Genomic DNA, 16895 nt, shown 5'->3' on the forward strand with positions numbered 1-16895 from the left:
GAATAATTTATACTCAGGGTATCAGTAAATGGTCTCAATCTGTATTTTTTTAAGATACTCATATATGTCTTTTAAAATAATGTACTCCTGATTTTTAATAGCATTAATGCCATCAATTATGGTGTTGAATACATTTTTATTCTCATCCGACAATCCCCCGGCATCAGGCTGCCTTGAGGATTGAACAAGAAATCTGACTCTCAGTTTATTAAACTCCTCCACTATTTCGAAATATTGACAATTGAAGGCTTTAAAGTCTTCAGATATATTATATCGGGAGGCTATATATTCCAGCCTGTCATAGAGGCATTTTTTATGCTCAGCCAGAAGATGGATAGCTCTATAATCTATAGTAAATGTACCGTTGATGAGATTTTTTATATTCTCCGTAAGCACGTTATGAACTTCAAACCCATACTTAACCTGATTCTCATTGTATCCAAAAGAGTACATTTTTCCTCTGTCCCCTATTGAAAATATATAGCTTCTAAGCTCCTCTGTAAATTTATTTAAGCTAAAAGGGTATTCTGTATCGCATTGTTTGGCCCTTATTAATTGTACGCACGACCACTCACACCATGGAGCGGATTCCTTATAGCAAAGCTTCCCGCTTTCAAAAGCCTGCCTGAATTTACTATAGCTAAACGTCATTTCAGTAAACAGGTAATCATGGTTAAAGCCTATCGCTTTTAAATTTCTTTCTTTGCTGTCATACCCATATATAAGGGAGGAATGGACAAAATGACTATTGTTGTAGGCATTCTTATTACACAGGTAATACTCATCCACATTGATAACTAAATAATATCCCATATTAATATTTTCAATAATAAAGTCAATTATATCGGGAGTGTGTTTTAGCAGGTTATATCCCATGCATATAATGTCCGCTACCTCATTGCAGCAGTCATAATTCTCCAAATAATTAAATTCCACATAACAGTTGCTGTCAGCATGGGAAAATATTTGAATAAACTTGCAGTAATACCATGGAAGAAGCTTCTCGTGGGCAAGAATAATGCACAAAGGCAAGCTCCTGTGAAGATATGTGGTGATTTCTCTCTGCATAGCCACTTTTAATTGTTTTTCTTGGGCATGCCCTGATAAATTATCAACCGAAGGTGAACCTTGCTCATGTTTAAAGTATTTAATAATTTCATTTTTTCTGCTTTTCAGCAATTTAGTTACTTCTTCATCCATAGCACCTTTTGGTGCTTCATAACACAGCAAGTCATTCTCAAGCCAAAGCCTTATATTCTTACCTTCAAGCTCTGAAATAAAATCCTTCAGATGTTGCCTATCATATTCTTCAAGTCCTTTGTATGCTTGCGACATAAATTGAGCCCTCCCCCAAATATACTATCATTAATAGGCAAATAACATATAATTATCTTTCTTTATAGGATTATATCATATAAATTTTATAATAATTGTCGAATAAGGTATGTTGTTACACATGCTAAAAACATAATTCACATGTTTTGTTTTGAAGTATACTTAGCTTATTACTGCCTGTTTCTGCTATAGTATCTAAAAAGATAATCCTCAAAAAATAATTAATTAAATATTTTAATGAATTTTTAACAAATTAGTTGACATATACTGATTTATGAAGTAAGATATAAATGCGAACTAAGAACGTTGATTTACAAGCCTGATGATGATTTGTGATTTGATAGTAAAGAACGATATGAATACAGTACAGTATCAGATTTCTAAGTTTGATTAAAATATTAAATCATTACAAATACGTATAGGGATACTTACCTTACAAGCAAGCAGCGATTTATAAATATTTCAACACAAATAAAAATTTCAAAATAATTCTATTGCTTTTCCTTCAGTTAAGAAAACTCAAGATTTTAAGGCTTAAAAGCCTTGAATTATAATGGGGTTGCTGAAATGTAGCCTTAAAACCTAATTATGAGGAGGAAATAGTATGAGAAAGAGACTGGCTGTGTTATCAGTAGTGCTGATTACATTGCTGACAGGTATTGTGATGGGCGGATGCGGTGAAACGCAGAAGGGCGGTACGGATGCGAATGGTGGGGGCAAAAATGAGAAGCCAAGCGTTGTCAAGATTAATGTCAGCCATCAGCCCTACAGCCATGGATTACCTAGCTATGTAGCCCAGAAGGAAGGCTGGTTTAAGGAGGCTGGACTGGATGCCAACATCTTATTTTTCACTTCGGGGCCTTCACAAAATGAAGCTTTAGGCGCAGATCAGTGGGAAGTGGGAGCAATGGGCTCGCCGCCGGCAATTTTAGGCGGTGTCGGCTATAATTCACACATTATCGCTTTTGCAGTAGACGATACGGTGTCTGTGGATTACTGGGTAAGGCCGGACAGCCCTATTGCCAAGGTGAAGGGTGAAGTGAAGGATCACCCTGATATTTATGGTACGGCGGAGCTGTGGAAGGGTAAAACAATTTTGTGCCCCACAGCTACAAGTGCACACTTTATGTTAATTGCAACTCTGGATAAGCTTGGACTTACAGTGAACGATGTTAAGATAGTTCATATGGAGGTGCCGCAAGCGTTTGCAGCTTTCAAAGCCGGACAGGGAGATATAGTCGCATTGTGGTCACCCATTAATAATAATGCTCCCGCAGAGGGCTGGGTTAAGGTTTCATCCGGGCTTGCAACGGGTGAGGTAATGCCTACTGTTATTGTAGCCAGCGACAAGGCTATTAAGGAAAGGCCTGATGCGGTGAAAAAATGGCTGGAGGAGTATTTTAAAGCTTGTGATAAGCTCAATCAGGATATCAACGTACAGGCCAAATTCCTTTTGCAGATGCAGACTGATAACGGTATAAAGAATGACGAAGCAGGAGCCCTGAAATTTGTTGAGGATCGTCCGCTTCCTACCCTTGATTATGAAGCAAAGATTTTTAAGGGGGAGTATGGAAAGCGTGAGGTTGACACCATAATGGAGAAAATTATTGACTTCTTTATAGAACAGGGAACCATCAAGGCTGCAGACAAGGAAAAGCTTCTGAAGAACAACTTTATTGACGGTCAGTTTATTCAAGCCTTGACACAGAAATAGAAATGTAATTTAGTAGTTAATATGACGACAGCGGGTATCAACTGCTGCCCGCCGCCGTCATATTAAAATCAGGAGGGGTTGAAACTTTGCAAACCAGAAAATATGATATAACTAATATTATCTTGTCTGTATGCGGACTTGCCACTTTCTTTTTAATATGGCACTTATCCATATCGCTCGGTTTGATTTCTGAAAGGACTATGGCCAAGCCAGGGGAGGTTGTAAGCACGTTTATCGCCAAGCTGTCTGAAGTGCAGCCTGACGGAGATACAATCCAAAATCATTTCTTAACAAGCTTTCAGCTTTCGTTATACGGATTTATAGCGGCAATTGTTATCGGAACGCCGCTGGGTCTTTTAATGGGATGGTATAAAGCCATCGAGTATTTTGCAAACCCTATTTTTGAAATAGTGAGGCCGATTCCTCCCATAGCATGGATTCCTATTATAATCCTCCTTTTGGGAATCGGAATGCCTGCAAAAGCGTTTATAATATTTGTTTCTGCTTTTGTCCCGTGCGTAATAAATTCCTATGTGGGAGTGAAGCTTACAAATCCGGTGTTAATAAATGTTGCCAAAACCTTTGGCGCTTCCAACTGGCACATATTCAAAACAATTTGTATTCCCTCCGCCATTCCTATGGTGTTTGCGGGCTTTAGGATTTCCCTTGGAGCAGCATGGTCAACTCTGGTGGCAGCGGAGCTGCTGGCCTCAACCAGCGGACTGGGGTATATGATCCAAATGGGAAGGACTCTGATAAGGCCCGACATCATTATTGTGGGAATGCTGACAATCGGTTTTACAGGAGCGCTTATGGCCTTTGTCCTTAATCGGTTTGAAAGTAAAATAGCACCATGGAGGGCAAAAAAATGAAAACTAATATATTGAAAAATAAATTTTATCTGGGCTTGTCCGCCTTATCTGTGCTTCTGCTTCTGCTTGCATGGACATATGTCTCCATCAGCGGCGGAGGGCTTATCCCCACTCCCTTTGAAACCTTCAAGAGGTTTATCGAGCTCCTTTATAAGCCTGTAGCCAATGGCACTATTTTCATACATTTATTGGTAAGCTTAAAAAGAGTTATTATCGCATTCCTTATTGCAAGCTTTGCAGGTATATTCCTTGGGGTTATGCTGGGATGGAATAAACGCTTCAATGCCTTCTTCGGTCCGATATTTGAAATTTTACGCCCAATTCCTCCCATTGCGTGGATACCTCTGGTTATACTGTGGTTTGGAATTGGTGAAACTCCAAAGGTGGTTATTGTTTTTATCGGTTCCTTTGTTCCGATTGTGCTCAATACGTTTTCCGGAATAAAAATGATAGATTCTCTGTTGATTAGTGCCGGAAAGGTTCTTGGCGCCAATGAAAGACAGCTTCTCTGGGATGTTGCGATGCCTGCAAGCCTGCCTGCAATACTTGCGGGAATGAAGACTGCTCTTGGCAGCGGGTGGATGTGCGTGCTTGCCGCAGAGATGGTTGTTGCAAAGCAGGGCGTCGGTTTTTTGATTGTAAGAGGAATGGAGTCGGGAGATTCGTCGCTGATAATCGTATGCATGATAGTTATTGGACTTGTCAGCGCATTGATAACGTTCTCTTTAACCAAGTTTGAAAGGAAGATGTGCCCATGGCAGACAAGATAAGAATCAAAAATCTTTGTAAGACCTTTGTTGAGAAAAGCGGGGAGACAAAGGTTTTAGACAATATATCCCTTGATGTGAAGGAAAATGAGTTCCTTGTATTACTGGGACCCGGACAGTGCGGAAAGACGGTGCTTCTGAACATACTGGCAGGGCTGGATACTCCCACATCGGGAACAATCAATTATATTAAAGGGAACGAAAATGGAAAAGAAGATATAAAGGAAATGAAAATGGGAGAAATAGGGATGGTGTTCCAGAAGTATGCTCTGTTTCCATGGAAAACGGTAATTGAAAATGTAGAAATGAGCCAGAAGCTAAAAGGCATTGACAAGGAGCAAAGAAGAAAAAGTGCCAGAAACTATATAAAGCTGGTGGGCCTTGAGAATTTTGAGGATTCATATCCCAAACAGCTCTCCGGCGGTATGAAGCAGAGGGTGGGAATTGCAAGGGCGTATGCCAGCGAATCGGATATATTGTTGATGGACGAACCCTTCGGTGCCTTGGATGCACAGACGCGTTATCAGATGGGAGAAGAAATTCTGAAAATGTGGAGAAAGGATAAAAGAACGGTAATATTTGTTACCAATAATATAGAGGAAGCAATCTATCTGGGGGACAGAATCATTTTGTTAAGCGGCTGCCCTGCGACGGTTAAGGCCGAATACATTCCCAAGCTGGAAAGGCCGAGAGACTACATGGCCCTTGAATTTCTCCAGTTGAGAAAGGAAATAGCGGATAACACCGATCTGGCTTTATAGAAAAAATTTGTGGAGTTTGGAGGAAACGGAAATGGGCAGTGATATAAAAGTTCAAGTCAAAAACCTGACAAAGAAATTCGGTGATTTATTGGTGCTTGACAATGCGTCCTTTGATATAAAAAAGGGAGAATTCTTGTGTATCGTTGGTCCTACAGGCTGCGGGAAGACTACCTTTTTAAATCTTTTGGTAAAGCTTATTGAACCAACAGAGGGGCAGATACTGATTGACGGGGAACCGGCAGACCCTAAGAAGCATAACCTGTCCTTTGTGTTTCAGGAGCCTTCGGCATTTCCATGGCTTACTGTGGAACAGAATATAAGGTATGGACTGGAAACAAAAAAGGTAGCCGAAGGGATAATTAAAGAGAGGACGGATCAGATTATCGGACTTCTTGGTCTTGAAAAGTTCAGGAAGTCGTATCCGCACCAGCTTTCAGCCAGTACGGAGCAGAGGATAGTTATAGGAAGGTCCTTTGCCATGCACCCCGACCTGCTTTTGATGGATGAGCCTTACGGTCAGATGGATATAAAGCTGCGCTATTATCTGGAGGATGAGGTAATAAAGCTTTGGAAGGCCACGGGGAGTACAGTTATATTTATTACGCATAATATCGAAGAAGCGGTCTATCTTGCAGAAAGATGCCTGGTGCTGTCACAGAAGCCTACTACTGTCAAATCGGAGGTTGTTATAGATCTGGAAAGGCCGAGGAATATAGCTGATCCAAGGTTTATTGATATACGTCAAAAGGTGACGGATATGATTAAGTGGTGGTAGTCCTCACTCAAATATTTGACGATTGGAAGCAAAGGCTGGGGTAAGATTAGCTTGGGAGGGAATTTTATGAAGCAAGCAAGGCTGGTAGAAACAAAAAAATTTATTATCGAAGAAGCAGACAAGCCTAAAGCCAACAAAGGCCAAGCTGTGGTAAAAATATTGTATTGCGGAATATGCGGCTCCGATCTGCATGTATATATCGGGCACCACCCCAAGGTTAAGGCGCCGGTGGTATTGGGACATGAAGCGGTTGGAGTTGTAACTCAGGTGAGTACAGGCGAGGAAAGGCTGAAGTTGGGTGACAGGGTAGCTGTTGTGCCTCTGATGGGATGCGGGGAATGTGAATATTGCAAATTGGAACAGCCCAATTTATGCATTGACAGAAAAGTAATAGGTTTTCAGACCTCCGGCTGCCTTGCGGAGGAAGTAGCTATACCTGTAGATAATTTGATTGTTTTACCCGATGACTGCGGAGATTTGCAGGGGGCGTTGCTGGAGCCTGCGGCTGTTGCTGTTCACAGCACGGGGTTATTAGAAAAGGTGAGGTATAGCGGCAAGGAGGTCATTATAACAGGAGCGGGAACAATTGGCGTTCTTATCGGGCTGCTTTTAAAGGAGGTCAGGGGCTGCAATGTTACCATTGTGGAGATTAATCAGGACAGAATAAATTTTGCCAAGGGGTTGGGCTTTAAGGTCATTAATAAAATTACAGATTTTACCGGGGAAGAGGGAGCAAGGCCGGTAGCCTTTGAATGCACTGGAAATAAAGCGGTTTTTGAGATGCTAAGGGATATTGTGCCTTCTCCTGAAGTAATGGTTATTTTAGGAACCTTTTCAAGGGAAATAGAAACAAGCATTTTCCAGATGTGCAAATATGAAACCTTCTTTATAGGAAGCCAGATGTATACAAAGAAGGATCTGGTAGAGGCAGCGGAGCTGATGTCCACTCCTTTAAAGGAGATTTTCAGCAAAATAGTGACAGATAAAATATATAAATTGGAGGAAGTGAATGAGGCTTATGAAGAAGCTTTAAATTCAAAATCAGGAACAAAGGTCATCATAAAGGTTTCTTAGGCTCTTTTTAAGCTCCGGCAGCTCTATATATTTATTCTGCCGCTTTTAAGGAAGAAGTATTTTTTAGTATATATTTGGATATTTGCGGGCTTATTGATTAAAAAATTTAACCAATTATTTGTATAAGGGGGACTGACAATGAACAATAGCGGATCTGCTTTTTTAATTGAAAAAAGCAGGCAAATCAGAAAATTGACAATGGATTCCATTGGTAAGCTGGGTGTCGGACACGTTGGAGGATGCTTATCCGTTGTGGAAGCGCTGGTAGTGCTTTATTACAAGGAAATGAATATAGACCCGGAGAATCCCGGCATGGAAGGGAGGGACAGGTTTGTACTGTCCAAAGGGCACGCGGGACCGGCGCTCTACTCTGTTCTGGCAGATAAGGGCTATTTTGACGTATGCCTTCTCGATACGCTGAACCGTCCTGAGACATCTCTGCCAAGCCACTGCGACATGCTGAAAACCAGAGGCATTGATATGACGGCAGGCTCTCTCGGACAGGGATTTTCTTGTGCGGTAGGGATGGCAAAGGGCTCAAAGATAAAGAAGGACAATGCCACAATATATACTATCGTAGGCGACGGGGAAAGTCAGGAGGGCCAGATTTGGGAAGCGGCCATGTTTGCGTCTCAGCAAAGGCTCAATAATCTTATAGGCTTTACAGATTACAACAAGCTTCAGATTGACGGGAGCGTGGAAGAAGTAAATGGGCTGGACCCTCTTGACCTTAAGTGGAGAGCCTTCGGCTGGAATGCCATTGTAGTAAAGGACGGACATGATGTGGAGGAAATATCCGCAGCTATTTCGGAGGCTAAGAAAAGTGACGAAAAGCCCACAATGATTATACTTAATACAATTAAAGGCAAGGGCGTTAAATTTGCTGAAAATGCAGGGGCTGCCAGCCACAATATGCCTGTGACGGAAGAACAGAGGCTGCAGGCTTTGAAAGAACTTGAATAGGAGGGGCAAGAGGATATGTATGAGAATATGGAAATGAGACAGGTGTTTGCCGGCGAGCTTGAAAGGATCATGCAAGAGGATGAAAGAGTGGTATGTATAGACGCGGATCTTGCCAGAGCCAACGGGACTTTGGGGCTAAGAAGCAAATTTCCCGACAGGGCTTTTGATGTGGGTGTTGCAGAGCAAAATATGGCTTCGGTTGCCGCCGGGCTTGCTGCGTACGGATTCATACCGTTTATCGGTTCGTTCACTCCTTTTGCCACACGGCGTATTTGCGACCAGGTAGCAATTTCAATTGCGTACGCAAAACGGAATGTTAAGATTGTAGGCTCAGATCCGGGAATATCCGCGGAGTTAAACGGCGGTACGCATATGAGTATGGAGGACATAGGTGTTTTAAGGAGTATTCCGGGTATGGTTATTTTTGAGCCTGTGGACGGTATGCAGATGGCAAAGGCAATGCCGGAGCTTATTAAGTATGACGGCCCGGTATATATACGGCTCTTCAGGAAGCCCGCACCCGCTGTTTTTGGCGAGGATTACGAATTTGACCTTTTCAAAGCAGATGTTATCAAAGAGGGCGGGGATGTTTCGATCTTTGCCAGTGGGATAATGGTGGCTCATGCCGCACGGGCGTGTGAAATACTGAAGGGAAAGGGAATCCAAGCCGAGCTGATTAACATCCATACAATCAAGCCCATTGACAGGGAAGCGGTGGTAAATTCGGTCAGGAAAACAGGCGCCGCCGTAACATGTGAAAATCACAATATCATAGGAGGGTTGAAATCAGCCGTGTGCGAGGTTTTATCCGAGGATTGCCCCGCTCCTGTAAAGGCTGTAGGAGTTAACGACCACTTCGGCGAGGTTGCCAAAACGGACTATTTGCTTAAAAAGTATAAAATGACGGCGGAAGATATAGTAGAAGCTGCTTTTGAAGTAATTAAGAAGAAAGGTGAGGGCTGATAATATGAGGATTGCATTAGGAGCGGATAAATCGGGGTTTTATTTGAAGGAAGCAATAAAGAAATATTTGACGGAAAAAGGGTATGAGGTGGATGACTTTGGGACACAGGACTTTGAAAAAGGAATCCCGTATTTTGAGGTTGCGCCGGTAGTGGCCAAAAAGATACAAAATAAGGAATATGAAAGAGGCATCCTGATTTGCGGTACTGGAATGGGCATGGCCATAGTAGCAAACAAATACAAGGGTGTCTATGCCGCGGTGGTTGAAAGCTTATACGGTGCTGTCAAATGCAGAGCCATCAATAATGCCAATATTCTGACAATGGGTGGCTGGATTATAGCGGAAAATATGGGCTTTGAACTGGTGGATGCCTTCCTTAACACTGAATTCACACAGGGTCTGGAGGAGTGGAGGCAGGAATTCCTCAAAAAGGCCGCTGGAAAAGTGGCGGATATTGAAAATGATATTTACGGAGAGTAGCATGAGCCGGCAATTAAAAATATTTATGCCGCTTAAGCACAGCGAAAGGAAGGATAGAAAATGGAATGGACGTATTCTCAACCGGTAAAGCTGATTTTCGGAACAGGAAAGGTAGAATCGCTGGATAAAATATTTGCCGGCTTTGGCTTAAAAAACGGCCTTTTAGTCAGCGACCCGGTTTTTGTGAAAAACGGATTGGCATCTAAAGTGTCTGATTATTCTCGGGGGGCTCTTATCGAAGTTTTCTCGGATATCACACCAAATCCTACGGTAACAAATGTTGATGACTGTGCAAGGCTTATCCGTGAAAAAAATATTGAATTTGTTGCGGCCCTTGGGGGCGGAAGCTCCCTTGACTGTGCCAAGGCCGCCTGCTCGGTTTGCAGGACTCCTTATTCGGTGGTTGAGTTCCACAGCGGAAAAAGGAAGTTTGAAAAGGATTTTATCCCTCTGATTGCCATCCCGACGACATCGGGTACGGGAAGCGAGGTCACGCCTGTGGCTGTGCTTTCGGATCCCGAAAGAGGGGTTAAGGCACCTCTGGTATCGGACAACTTCTTTCCCATGTGCGCCATTATTGATGCCGCATTGACATTGACGGTGCCTTCGGCTATTACAGCATCCACCGGCATGGATGTTTTGTCCCATGCTCTGGAGGGCTTTTGGAGCAAAAACCACCAGCCCATATGTGACGCTATGGCATTACATTCCGCAAGGCTGGTCTTTGAATATCTGCTGCCGGCTTACTTAGATGCAGGGAATTTGGAAGCAAGAGAAAAAATGAGCGAAGCGTCGGTAATGGCGGGGCTCGCCTTCGGCCTTCCTAAGACGGCTGGATCTCATGCCTGCTCTTTCCCGCTTACCAGTGTATATCACATTCCCCATGGGGAGGCTTGCGCTTTCACACTGGACGCTTTTACAAGGATTAATGCGGAAGCGGAAAACGGGAGGCTTCATGGCTTTGCAAGGATGCTTGGCTTTACCGACGCATACGGCATGGCAGACAGCATACTTGAAATGAAAAGGGCGATGAACATGAAGATTACTCTGGCTGACGCAGGCATTCCTGAAGAAAAACTGGAGGAACTGGCGCGGCTCAGCCAGCATCCAAATATGTTGAATAATCCTGTTGCCATGGATCTGGAAAGCATTCTGAAAATGTACAGGAGCTTGAAGGAGAAATCCAGATGAGCCTATTGCGTATTCTATTGTTTGGCCTGGTTGTTATGGTAACACATTTTATTGAGGGAATAACGGGCTTTGGATGCACTGTCCTGGCCCTTCCCTTTTGTACTTCACTTGCAGGCATAAAAACAGCCGTGCCCGTTCTTGTAGTTATTGCGTGGCTTCTGGCCCTCTATATCATTATTATCGACTTTAAAAGCATTGTTTGGAGGGAATTCATAAAAATAGTATCCTTTGTCATACTGGGCCTTCCTATTGGAATGTGGCTGTTTACCTTTCTGCCCGATGCAATATTAAAAAGGGTACTGGGAATTTTTATGATTGCCGTATCTGTCCGGGGGCTTTATGCGGCTTTTAAAGCAAAGCCGGCTGCGGCTTGCGGGTGCGGGGAGGCTGGTCGTGCTGCTGGGAAGGCCGCGACAGGGATGTCGAAAGTAAAAAAATATCTGCTTAATTTTATTCTCTTTCTTGGAGGCATTATTCACGGAGCCTTTGGCTCGGGAGGGCCTTTTATTGTTATTTACGCCGCTGAGGCGCTTCCCGATAAAAGCAATTTCAGGGCGACGATATGTATGCTGTGGTTTACTCTTAACAGCATTATAATTTTTAAAAATGTCAGGCAGGGGGCAATGACCCCTCCGGTGCTGGAGCTGCTTTTATGGACGCTGCCATTCCTTGTGGTGGGAATGATACTTGGGAATTATGCCCATAGAAAGATAAAGGGGAATTCCTTTACAAAGGTTGTTTACGGAGTGTTGCTGATTTCGGGAGTGTTCATGCTAATATAGCGGGACTTTTAACTCAAAGGGGAAATTATTCGGCCTCGAAGGCAAAGGATACACCGATATTAAAATATTTCTTGTCAAAGTTTATTAAATATTAGACAATATATATAGTAGTATATAAGCGGAGGATAAGCGCAATGGCAAAAGCCGGGATTAACTTGGAAAATGTAAGGATAAAAAACAGGGTATCAATTTTAAGAACCCTTAATGCCAATGGAGCGATGCCAAGAAAGGACATCGCCGCAATTTTGGAATTGACACCGGCGGCTGTGACTATTCTTTGCCATGAGTTAATCGAGGAAGGCATTATTATTGAGAAAGGCGAGGTTGAGGAAGAAAAGCGCGCAGGCAGAAAAAAGCTGCTGATTGATATAAATAGAAATTATAAATATATAATAGGCATAAATATTGAGCCTGATTTTACTTATCTTAGCATAGCCGATTTGAAAGGAGACAGTATTCTTTCAAAAAAAATTGATACCGACAACACCGTTTCTCCCGGGAGCTACCTTAGAATGATAAACAATAATTGTATCAGAATGCTTTGGGAGGCCGACATACAAAAAAATGACATCCTTGGCATAGGCGTTGGAATAATAGGCTCTGTAGACAGAGATAATGGTATAAGCAGGGCGGCATACGACATTTGGCAGGAGGAAGTTCCGGTTAAGGAGATTATTGAAAAGGAGCTTTTGCTTCCTGTGTTCATTGATAATAATGTAAGAGCCTTTGCATTAGGGGAAATTGTATATGGCAGGTCAAGGGATGTTGACAATATGCTGTTTATGAAATGGGGGCCCGGGGTGGGGTCGGCTGTTGTAATTAACAAAGAAATATATGTGGGGGAAAATTTCAAATCATCCTCTCTGGGGCATTTTATTGTGGACAGGAACGGCAGCTTATGCAGATGCGGAAGAAGGGGCTGTATAGAAACAATTGCTTCTAAAGGAGCGGTGTATAAGGCTATTAAGGAGATTGTTTCCAAAGAAAATGCAGTTGAGCTTTTGGAAAGGCTTTCGGGGAATATTCAAAATCTTAATGTTGATAATGTATTTGATTACATTGATTCAAGTGATGAACCGATACAGAGATATATTAACGGTATAATTGAAAATCTTGCTATTATATTAAGCAATGCGGTAACCCTGCTTTCGCCGAGGAGGGTGTTGCTGTTTGGAAAGGCTTTTGAAAATAAAGAGATATATAACAGATTTGTGGAGAACTATAAGTTAATTAATAATGGGAGCTATAAAGAGGATTTTATAGTCACAAGCTCTATTATGCAGAAATTAAACTACATCGGCCCGGTTGCTATTGTGGCTAATAAAATGCTGTTTAATGAGACTGTGAAATAAGCCGCAGTAAAATAAGCTTTCTATGATAAAATCAAAATAATCATGGGCATTGGTCTGCAAGGCTTGCTTGGTGATGGGCGTTCAATTGTTAAAAACGCAGTATTACTTGGAATTATAGTGAATCGGGGGCGAATTTAAGGGTTATGGATAATATATGCAAGCAGGGGTTGATAGGAAGCACTATGCATGACAACCTTTTCCCGTCTTCCGGTACCTTTGCTTCATAGCTGTATATATATCCTATTGATGCGTTATCCTTAATTGATTTCAGCGCTATTTTACAATCTTCATTTTTGATATCGGTTATATATAGGTTTTCACCTTGAAGCCATTTATAGAATAAGATTTCAATTTCCCCGGACGAGCCGTCTGAAAAAATCAGCCTGACTTTATCTTTTAAATTGGAGGTATCGGATAATCCAAGAAAGCATACGGATGTACACATTAAATCAGGAGTATAAATGACCTCTCCCTCACACGAAATATTATCGTACTTATCTATTGAACTATCCGGGAAAATAAATAATATATTATTGGGCTTGATATGCTCAAGGGAATTCGGAAGGGAGCGGGGGCTATAAAGCACTCTTTCCTTGCGGCCGGGCTCTGATATTCCATAGCTGTCAAATCTTGACTTAACCATGTCGGAGCAATTATCTTCGGCAATAAGCTTATGGTTAAAATAGCTTTTTAAATCCATACAAAAGAACTCTGTCATTATTTATTTCCCCTTGTTTTTTCGGCAAATTTATTAAACTCATTGTGGAACTCATGCTCCAGCCGGATAATATTATTTATTCTGTTCATTGAAGAATTTAATAATTGCATTTTATACGACATTGTCAGTCTGAGCTTAAGGAGCAATCCTCTGATTGTTTCCCATTCGTTTATAATCGATTCAATCAGATGCAATTTTAACTCCGGCTGCGAGTCGAATAGTTTAATATATTTATACAAATCGGCTTTCTTATTACTAATTATCAAATTACAATTTTCAATGATCGAATCGACATTCTCCCAAAATAAAGCCTCCCTTAAGATTATATCTTTGAAGTCATTATAAAAATTCTCAATATGAATAATAGACTCCTCAACCTCTGACTTATGCTTTAAATAATTTTCAATAAGCTTTTGCCGGTATATATTTAAATCCGTTGGACGGTTACATGGCGCAGATGGATCCTTCAAATAAAATCCCATATTGGAAACGGCTTTGTCCGAAAAATTGTTGAATGCGCCTTCACAGGCATTAAATATATCTGAAAATGACGCATACATTTTTTTATAAAAATAACTGTCCATAAAGCTTTGTTCAACAATATTAAAGTATTTTTCGTCTTTGTCAAATCCATATAAAAGCACAGTGTGTAGGTGATGATTTTTCATGTAAAACTCATTCCTGTACGATGCAAAGTAAAGATCCTGCAATACAATAAGAGGGCTGCCTTTTGATAAAAGCTCCGTAAAATCCACTATCAGGTTTTCGCCGGGGGCTATTTCTTCAACTGCTATGCCAATATCATTCTGCAGCTCGTTGAGTGGCCTTATGCTTTTTACAGTCATGGTAAGGGAGTTCTTGGAATATTTATACAAAAAGATGTCGTTAACCAGCAGCTCCCTTATATCCTTGTTAAAATGCTTAAGTACGGAAAAGACTAAATTATAAAAGCAGTCTATATACCATGCCTCACAAAATGGTTCTATATTCTCCAATTCGATTTTAGTCCTCATTTTAAATTGTTTCCTCTCTTTATTTAAGGGTCTCTCCTTGAACAGACCTTCTTTTAAACATATGTTAAACGGACAATTTTTTGATAAAATAAGTTATTGCTTCTATTTCTAAGGATTCCATTATGTCCATCTTATAAAATATTTTATCTATTAGACCTAAGTCCCTTGTCATGCCAAATTTAATAAAAAGGTTGCGGTTGGCTTGACATATATCCTTTATGTCTGAGTATTGGGCTATGATAGGATCAGTACCATCCAGCACACCGGCATTTACCAGATACTTTAGCCGTTCGCACATCATTATTTTATGATCAAGGATCACGTGTAAGGGCCTGATATCGCTGAAATCCATTATATCATGCAATACCTCCGACAATATTCGCTTCAGTAAACCGTAGGTCTTTATGCCGAATATATATTTACCTTTTTGTATCTGTTCCTTTTCACAGTCTGAGAAGACGACATTTTCGCCTTCTGCTATTGTGTTTTTAGAGTATAGAAAGTTGTTTAAAGAATTGTACAGAAAATAATTGTTAAACTTATAATTTACATTGCAGAATTCTATTTCATTGCATGAGAACGGTTCAGATTCCAATGCGCTAATTATTGCTCTTTCTACATGGATGAAGGGTTCGGCCGCAAATGTATATCTGCTGTTTTCGAAGAAATCCGCCACATAAAATACCTTCATTTTTCTATCATAACCGTAAATTAACAGTTCGTGTGCAAAATGGGTTCTGTTATAGTTTGTTGAACTTGGAATATAGTATTGATCGTATAATATAGTGACATAATTGCCTGAGTCTATTTTTGAAATAATAAACTCAGTTATATCCGAGTCAAAAAACTTCTTGTCAAAATATCTTATTTTAAAATAGGGACATGCTTTTCTTATTAACCAGGAGTGAAATCTTAATATTGAAAAATCATTCCTAATTGAAGGCTCTTCACCCAAGAGATTGATGTAGTTATTGAATACCCACTCTTCAGTATGCGGATAGGCGCTAAGTATAGCCAGCATATGCGCGTCGGATGTATAGGATGTAATGAGCGGGTACCTTACTTGCAGCATAGCATTATCTTTGGTTGCGTTATTCAAATAAATGACCTCCTTTATAAAAAAAATGCATAACAAAAATTCAGTGTGAAACTGATTTTACGGAGGTTATTGCCTGTAAAATCATATTATGTAATTTACTACAATATTTTATCATTAAAAACAATTATTTTCAATTGTATTTTCACATATGCTGTGTTTATATTGTGAAACAAAAAAGGGGGACGCTGCTAACATATGTTGCCAGCGTCCCCCTATGTATTAGTTTTTTAGCTCTTGTGGCCTATCTGATTAAACAGGGATTTAAAATTTATAGCCTACAGTCCCTACTTTTACATTAAATGTAACTGCTTTTAAGCCGGGAGCGGTTGCCTTCACCTGCAATGTCTGAGTGATGTGGCTGTATTGCGAGTATACCTGGAAGCCTTCTCCAAGAAAACTCTGGTGAGTATTTGCAGCGGAGGCCATTCCGTTTGAGTCTGTAGTTACCGTTATTGTGTTTTTGTTATATCCTCGCATAACGCATGTCAGGTAGCCGTTGGCAGGGACTTCAAATGTAACGGCAACACCGGGGAGCGGGTTGCCGGCGGAGTCCTTTGCGATTACAGCTTGAGGAGTCATGTAGCCGCGTCCGCCGGGTGCTGCGGCTGATGGATTTGACAGGCTAATCTGCTGTTCCACGGGGGAGACTGCAAATAATGTTCCGTTGGTAGGAGGATCGACAGGCGTGGTTCCGGGAATTACCGTTGCTACCTTTACATTGAACGAAACTGTATTGGCGCCGGGGGCGGTTGCCTTCACCTGCAATGTCTGGGTGATGGCGGGGTATTGTGAGTATACCTGGAAGCCTTCTCCCAGAAAATCCTGGTGGGTATTTGCAGCGGAGGCCATTCCGTTTGAGTCTGTAGTCACCGTTATTGTGTTTTTATTATATCCTCGCATAACGCATGTCAGGTAGCCGTTGGCAGGGACTTCAAACGTGACGGGGATACCGGGGAGCGGGTTGCCGGCGGAATCCTTTGCTATTACAGCTTGAGGAGTCATGTAGCCGCGTCCGCCGGGTGCTGCAACTGATGG

The 16895-nt window shown here is 41.5% G+C and carries 17 protein-coding genes; 12 read left to right on the plus strand and 5 right to left on the minus strand.

Annotated features, from left to right (window positions below; translation table 11 throughout):
• Nucleotides 1–21 precede the first annotated feature (21 nt).
• Nucleotides 22–1335: a TubC N-terminal docking domain-related protein gene (locus DFR58_RS02340; protein ID WP_114296199.1), complete on the minus strand. Its 1314-nt coding sequence runs from the start codon at nucleotides 1333–1335 to the stop codon at nucleotides 22–24.
• Nucleotides 1336–1939: 604 nt separating this feature from the next.
• Here DFR58_RS02340 and DFR58_RS02345 point away from each other — a divergent pair.
• From DFR58_RS02345 to DFR58_RS02400, 12 genes are all read left to right on the plus strand, one after another.
• Nucleotides 1940–3049 (plus strand): ABC transporter substrate-binding protein, encoded by a 1110-nt coding sequence (locus tag DFR58_RS02345; RefSeq protein ID WP_114296200.1) that lies wholly within the window; start codon nucleotides 1940–1942, stop codon nucleotides 3047–3049.
• An 86-nt stretch (nucleotides 3050–3135) separates the two neighbouring features.
• Nucleotides 3136–3921, plus strand: a complete 786-nt coding sequence (locus tag DFR58_RS02350) for an ABC transporter permease (RefSeq protein WP_242987358.1) — start codon at nucleotides 3136–3138, stop codon at nucleotides 3919–3921.
• Entirely contained in the window at nucleotides 3918–4691 is a 774-nt protein-coding gene (locus tag DFR58_RS02355) for an ABC transporter permease (RefSeq protein ID WP_114296201.1), read from the plus strand. Before DFR58_RS02350 ends, DFR58_RS02355 begins: the two co-directional genes overlap by 4 nt.
• Nucleotides 4676–5449 (plus strand): ABC transporter ATP-binding protein, encoded by a 774-nt coding sequence (locus DFR58_RS02360; RefSeq protein ID WP_114296202.1) that lies wholly within the window; start codon nucleotides 4676–4678, stop codon nucleotides 5447–5449. The genes DFR58_RS02355 and DFR58_RS02360 overlap by 16 nt, the downstream gene beginning before the upstream one ends.
• Before the next feature lie 31 nt (nucleotides 5450–5480).
• Nucleotides 5481–6224: an ABC transporter ATP-binding protein gene (locus tag DFR58_RS02365; RefSeq protein ID WP_114296203.1), complete on the plus strand. Its 744-nt coding sequence runs from the start codon at nucleotides 5481–5483 to the stop codon at nucleotides 6222–6224.
• A gap of 66 nt (nucleotides 6225–6290) precedes the next feature.
• The gene (locus DFR58_RS02370) at nucleotides 6291–7298 is read left to right on the plus strand and encodes a zinc-dependent alcohol dehydrogenase (protein ID WP_114296204.1); all 1008 of its coding nucleotides are present in this window, start codon (nucleotides 6291–6293) and stop codon (nucleotides 7296–7298) included.
• A 138-nt stretch (nucleotides 7299–7436) separates the two neighbouring features.
• Complete coding sequence (locus DFR58_RS02375) at nucleotides 7437–8261, plus strand: transketolase (RefSeq protein ID WP_114296205.1); 825 nt, start codon at nucleotides 7437–7439, stop codon at nucleotides 8259–8261.
• 15 nt (nucleotides 8262–8276) lie between these two features.
• A complete protein-coding gene (locus DFR58_RS02380; protein ID WP_114296206.1) occupies nucleotides 8277–9224 on the plus strand; it encodes a transketolase family protein in 948 nt (315 codons plus the stop codon).
• A 4-nt stretch (nucleotides 9225–9228) separates the two neighbouring features.
• Nucleotides 9229–9705 (plus strand): RpiB/LacA/LacB family sugar-phosphate isomerase, encoded by a 477-nt coding sequence (locus tag DFR58_RS02385; RefSeq protein WP_114296207.1) that lies wholly within the window; start codon nucleotides 9229–9231, stop codon nucleotides 9703–9705.
• Nucleotides 9706–9765: 60 nt separating this feature from the next.
• Nucleotides 9766–10896 carry an iron-containing alcohol dehydrogenase family protein gene (locus DFR58_RS02390; protein WP_114296208.1) on the plus strand — a complete coding sequence of 377 codons (1131 nt, stop codon included), beginning with the start codon at nucleotides 9766–9768 and terminating at the stop codon, nucleotides 10894–10896.
• The gene (locus tag DFR58_RS02395) at nucleotides 10893–11678 is read left to right on the plus strand and encodes a sulfite exporter TauE/SafE family protein (RefSeq protein WP_114296209.1); all 786 of its coding nucleotides are present in this window, start codon (nucleotides 10893–10895) and stop codon (nucleotides 11676–11678) included. Before DFR58_RS02390 ends, DFR58_RS02395 begins: the two co-directional genes overlap by 4 nt.
• A gap of 134 nt (nucleotides 11679–11812) precedes the next feature.
• On the plus strand, nucleotides 11813–13030 hold the full coding sequence (locus tag DFR58_RS02400) for an ROK family protein (protein WP_114296210.1): 1218 nt from the start codon (nucleotides 11813–11815) through the stop codon (nucleotides 13028–13030).
• 112 nt (nucleotides 13031–13142) lie between these two features.
• On the opposite strand, the gene DFR58_RS02405 is transcribed toward DFR58_RS02400, so the two are convergent.
• The 4 genes from DFR58_RS02405 to DFR58_RS21735 all read right to left on the minus strand — a co-directional run.
• Nucleotides 13143–13748 carry a hypothetical protein gene (locus tag DFR58_RS02405; RefSeq protein ID WP_114296211.1) on the minus strand — a complete coding sequence of 202 codons (606 nt, stop codon included), beginning with the start codon at nucleotides 13746–13748 and terminating at the stop codon, nucleotides 13143–13145.
• A complete protein-coding gene (locus DFR58_RS02410) occupies nucleotides 13748–14761 on the minus strand; it encodes a hypothetical protein (protein WP_114296212.1) in 1014 nt (337 codons plus the stop codon). The genes DFR58_RS02405 and DFR58_RS02410 overlap by 1 nt, the downstream gene beginning before the upstream one ends.
• Nucleotides 14762–14825: 64 nt before the next feature.
• Nucleotides 14826–15860, minus strand: coding sequence for a BtrH N-terminal domain-containing protein (locus DFR58_RS02415; protein WP_114296213.1), 1035 nt, complete (start codon nucleotides 15858–15860; stop codon nucleotides 14826–14828).
• A 261-nt stretch (nucleotides 15861–16121) separates the two neighbouring features.
• A partial coding sequence (locus DFR58_RS21735; protein ID WP_170138000.1) for an Ig-like domain-containing protein occupies nucleotides 16122–16895 on the minus strand: 774 nt, incomplete at its 5' end.

This window comes from Anaerobacterium chartisolvens (assembly GCF_003337415.1).
GTDB classification, from domain to species: Bacteria; Bacillota; Clostridia; order Acetivibrionales; family DSM-27016; genus Anaerobacterium; species Anaerobacterium chartisolvens.

Bases quoted from the DNA above. Each gene is read 5' to 3' on its own strand.
- DFR58_RS02345 (WP_114296200.1), top strand. From the start codon at position 1,940: ATGAGAAAGAGACTGGCTGTGTTATCAGTAGTGCTGATTACATTGCTG.
- DFR58_RS02365 (WP_114296203.1), top strand. From the start codon at position 5,481: ATGGGCAGTGATATAAAAGTTCAAGTCAAAAACCTGACAAAGAAATTC.
- DFR58_RS02390 (WP_114296208.1), top strand. From the start codon at position 9,766: ATGGAATGGACGTATTCTCAACCGGTAAAGCTGATTTTCGGAACAGGA.
- DFR58_RS02395 (WP_114296209.1), top strand. From the start codon at position 10,893: ATGAGCCTATTGCGTATTCTATTGTTTGGCCTGGTTGTTATGGTAACA.
- DFR58_RS02380 (WP_114296206.1), top strand. From the start codon at position 8,277: ATGTATGAGAATATGGAAATGAGACAGGTGTTTGCCGGCGAGCTTGAA.
- DFR58_RS02370 (WP_114296204.1), top strand. From the start codon at position 6,291: ATGAAGCAAGCAAGGCTGGTAGAAACAAAAAAATTTATTATCGAAGAA.
- DFR58_RS02355 (WP_114296201.1), top strand. From the start codon at position 3,918: ATGAAAACTAATATATTGAAAAATAAATTTTATCTGGGCTTGTCCGCC.
- DFR58_RS02405 (WP_114296211.1), bottom strand. From the start codon at position 13,748: ATGACAGAGTTCTTTTGTATGGATTTAAAAAGCTATTTTAACCATAAG.
- DFR58_RS02410 (WP_114296212.1), bottom strand. From the start codon at position 14,761: ATGAGGACTAAAATCGAATTGGAGAATATAGAACCATTTTGTGAGGCA.
- DFR58_RS02360 (WP_114296202.1), top strand. From the start codon at position 4,676: ATGGCAGACAAGATAAGAATCAAAAATCTTTGTAAGACCTTTGTTGAG.
- DFR58_RS02400 (WP_114296210.1), top strand. From the start codon at position 11,813: ATGGCAAAAGCCGGGATTAACTTGGAAAATGTAAGGATAAAAAACAGG.
- DFR58_RS02340 (WP_114296199.1), bottom strand. From the start codon at position 1,335: ATGTCGCAAGCATACAAAGGACTTGAAGAATATGATAGGCAACATCTG.
- DFR58_RS02375 (WP_114296205.1), top strand. From the start codon at position 7,437: ATGAACAATAGCGGATCTGCTTTTTTAATTGAAAAAAGCAGGCAAATC.
- DFR58_RS02385 (WP_114296207.1), top strand. From the start codon at position 9,229: ATGAGGATTGCATTAGGAGCGGATAAATCGGGGTTTTATTTGAAGGAA.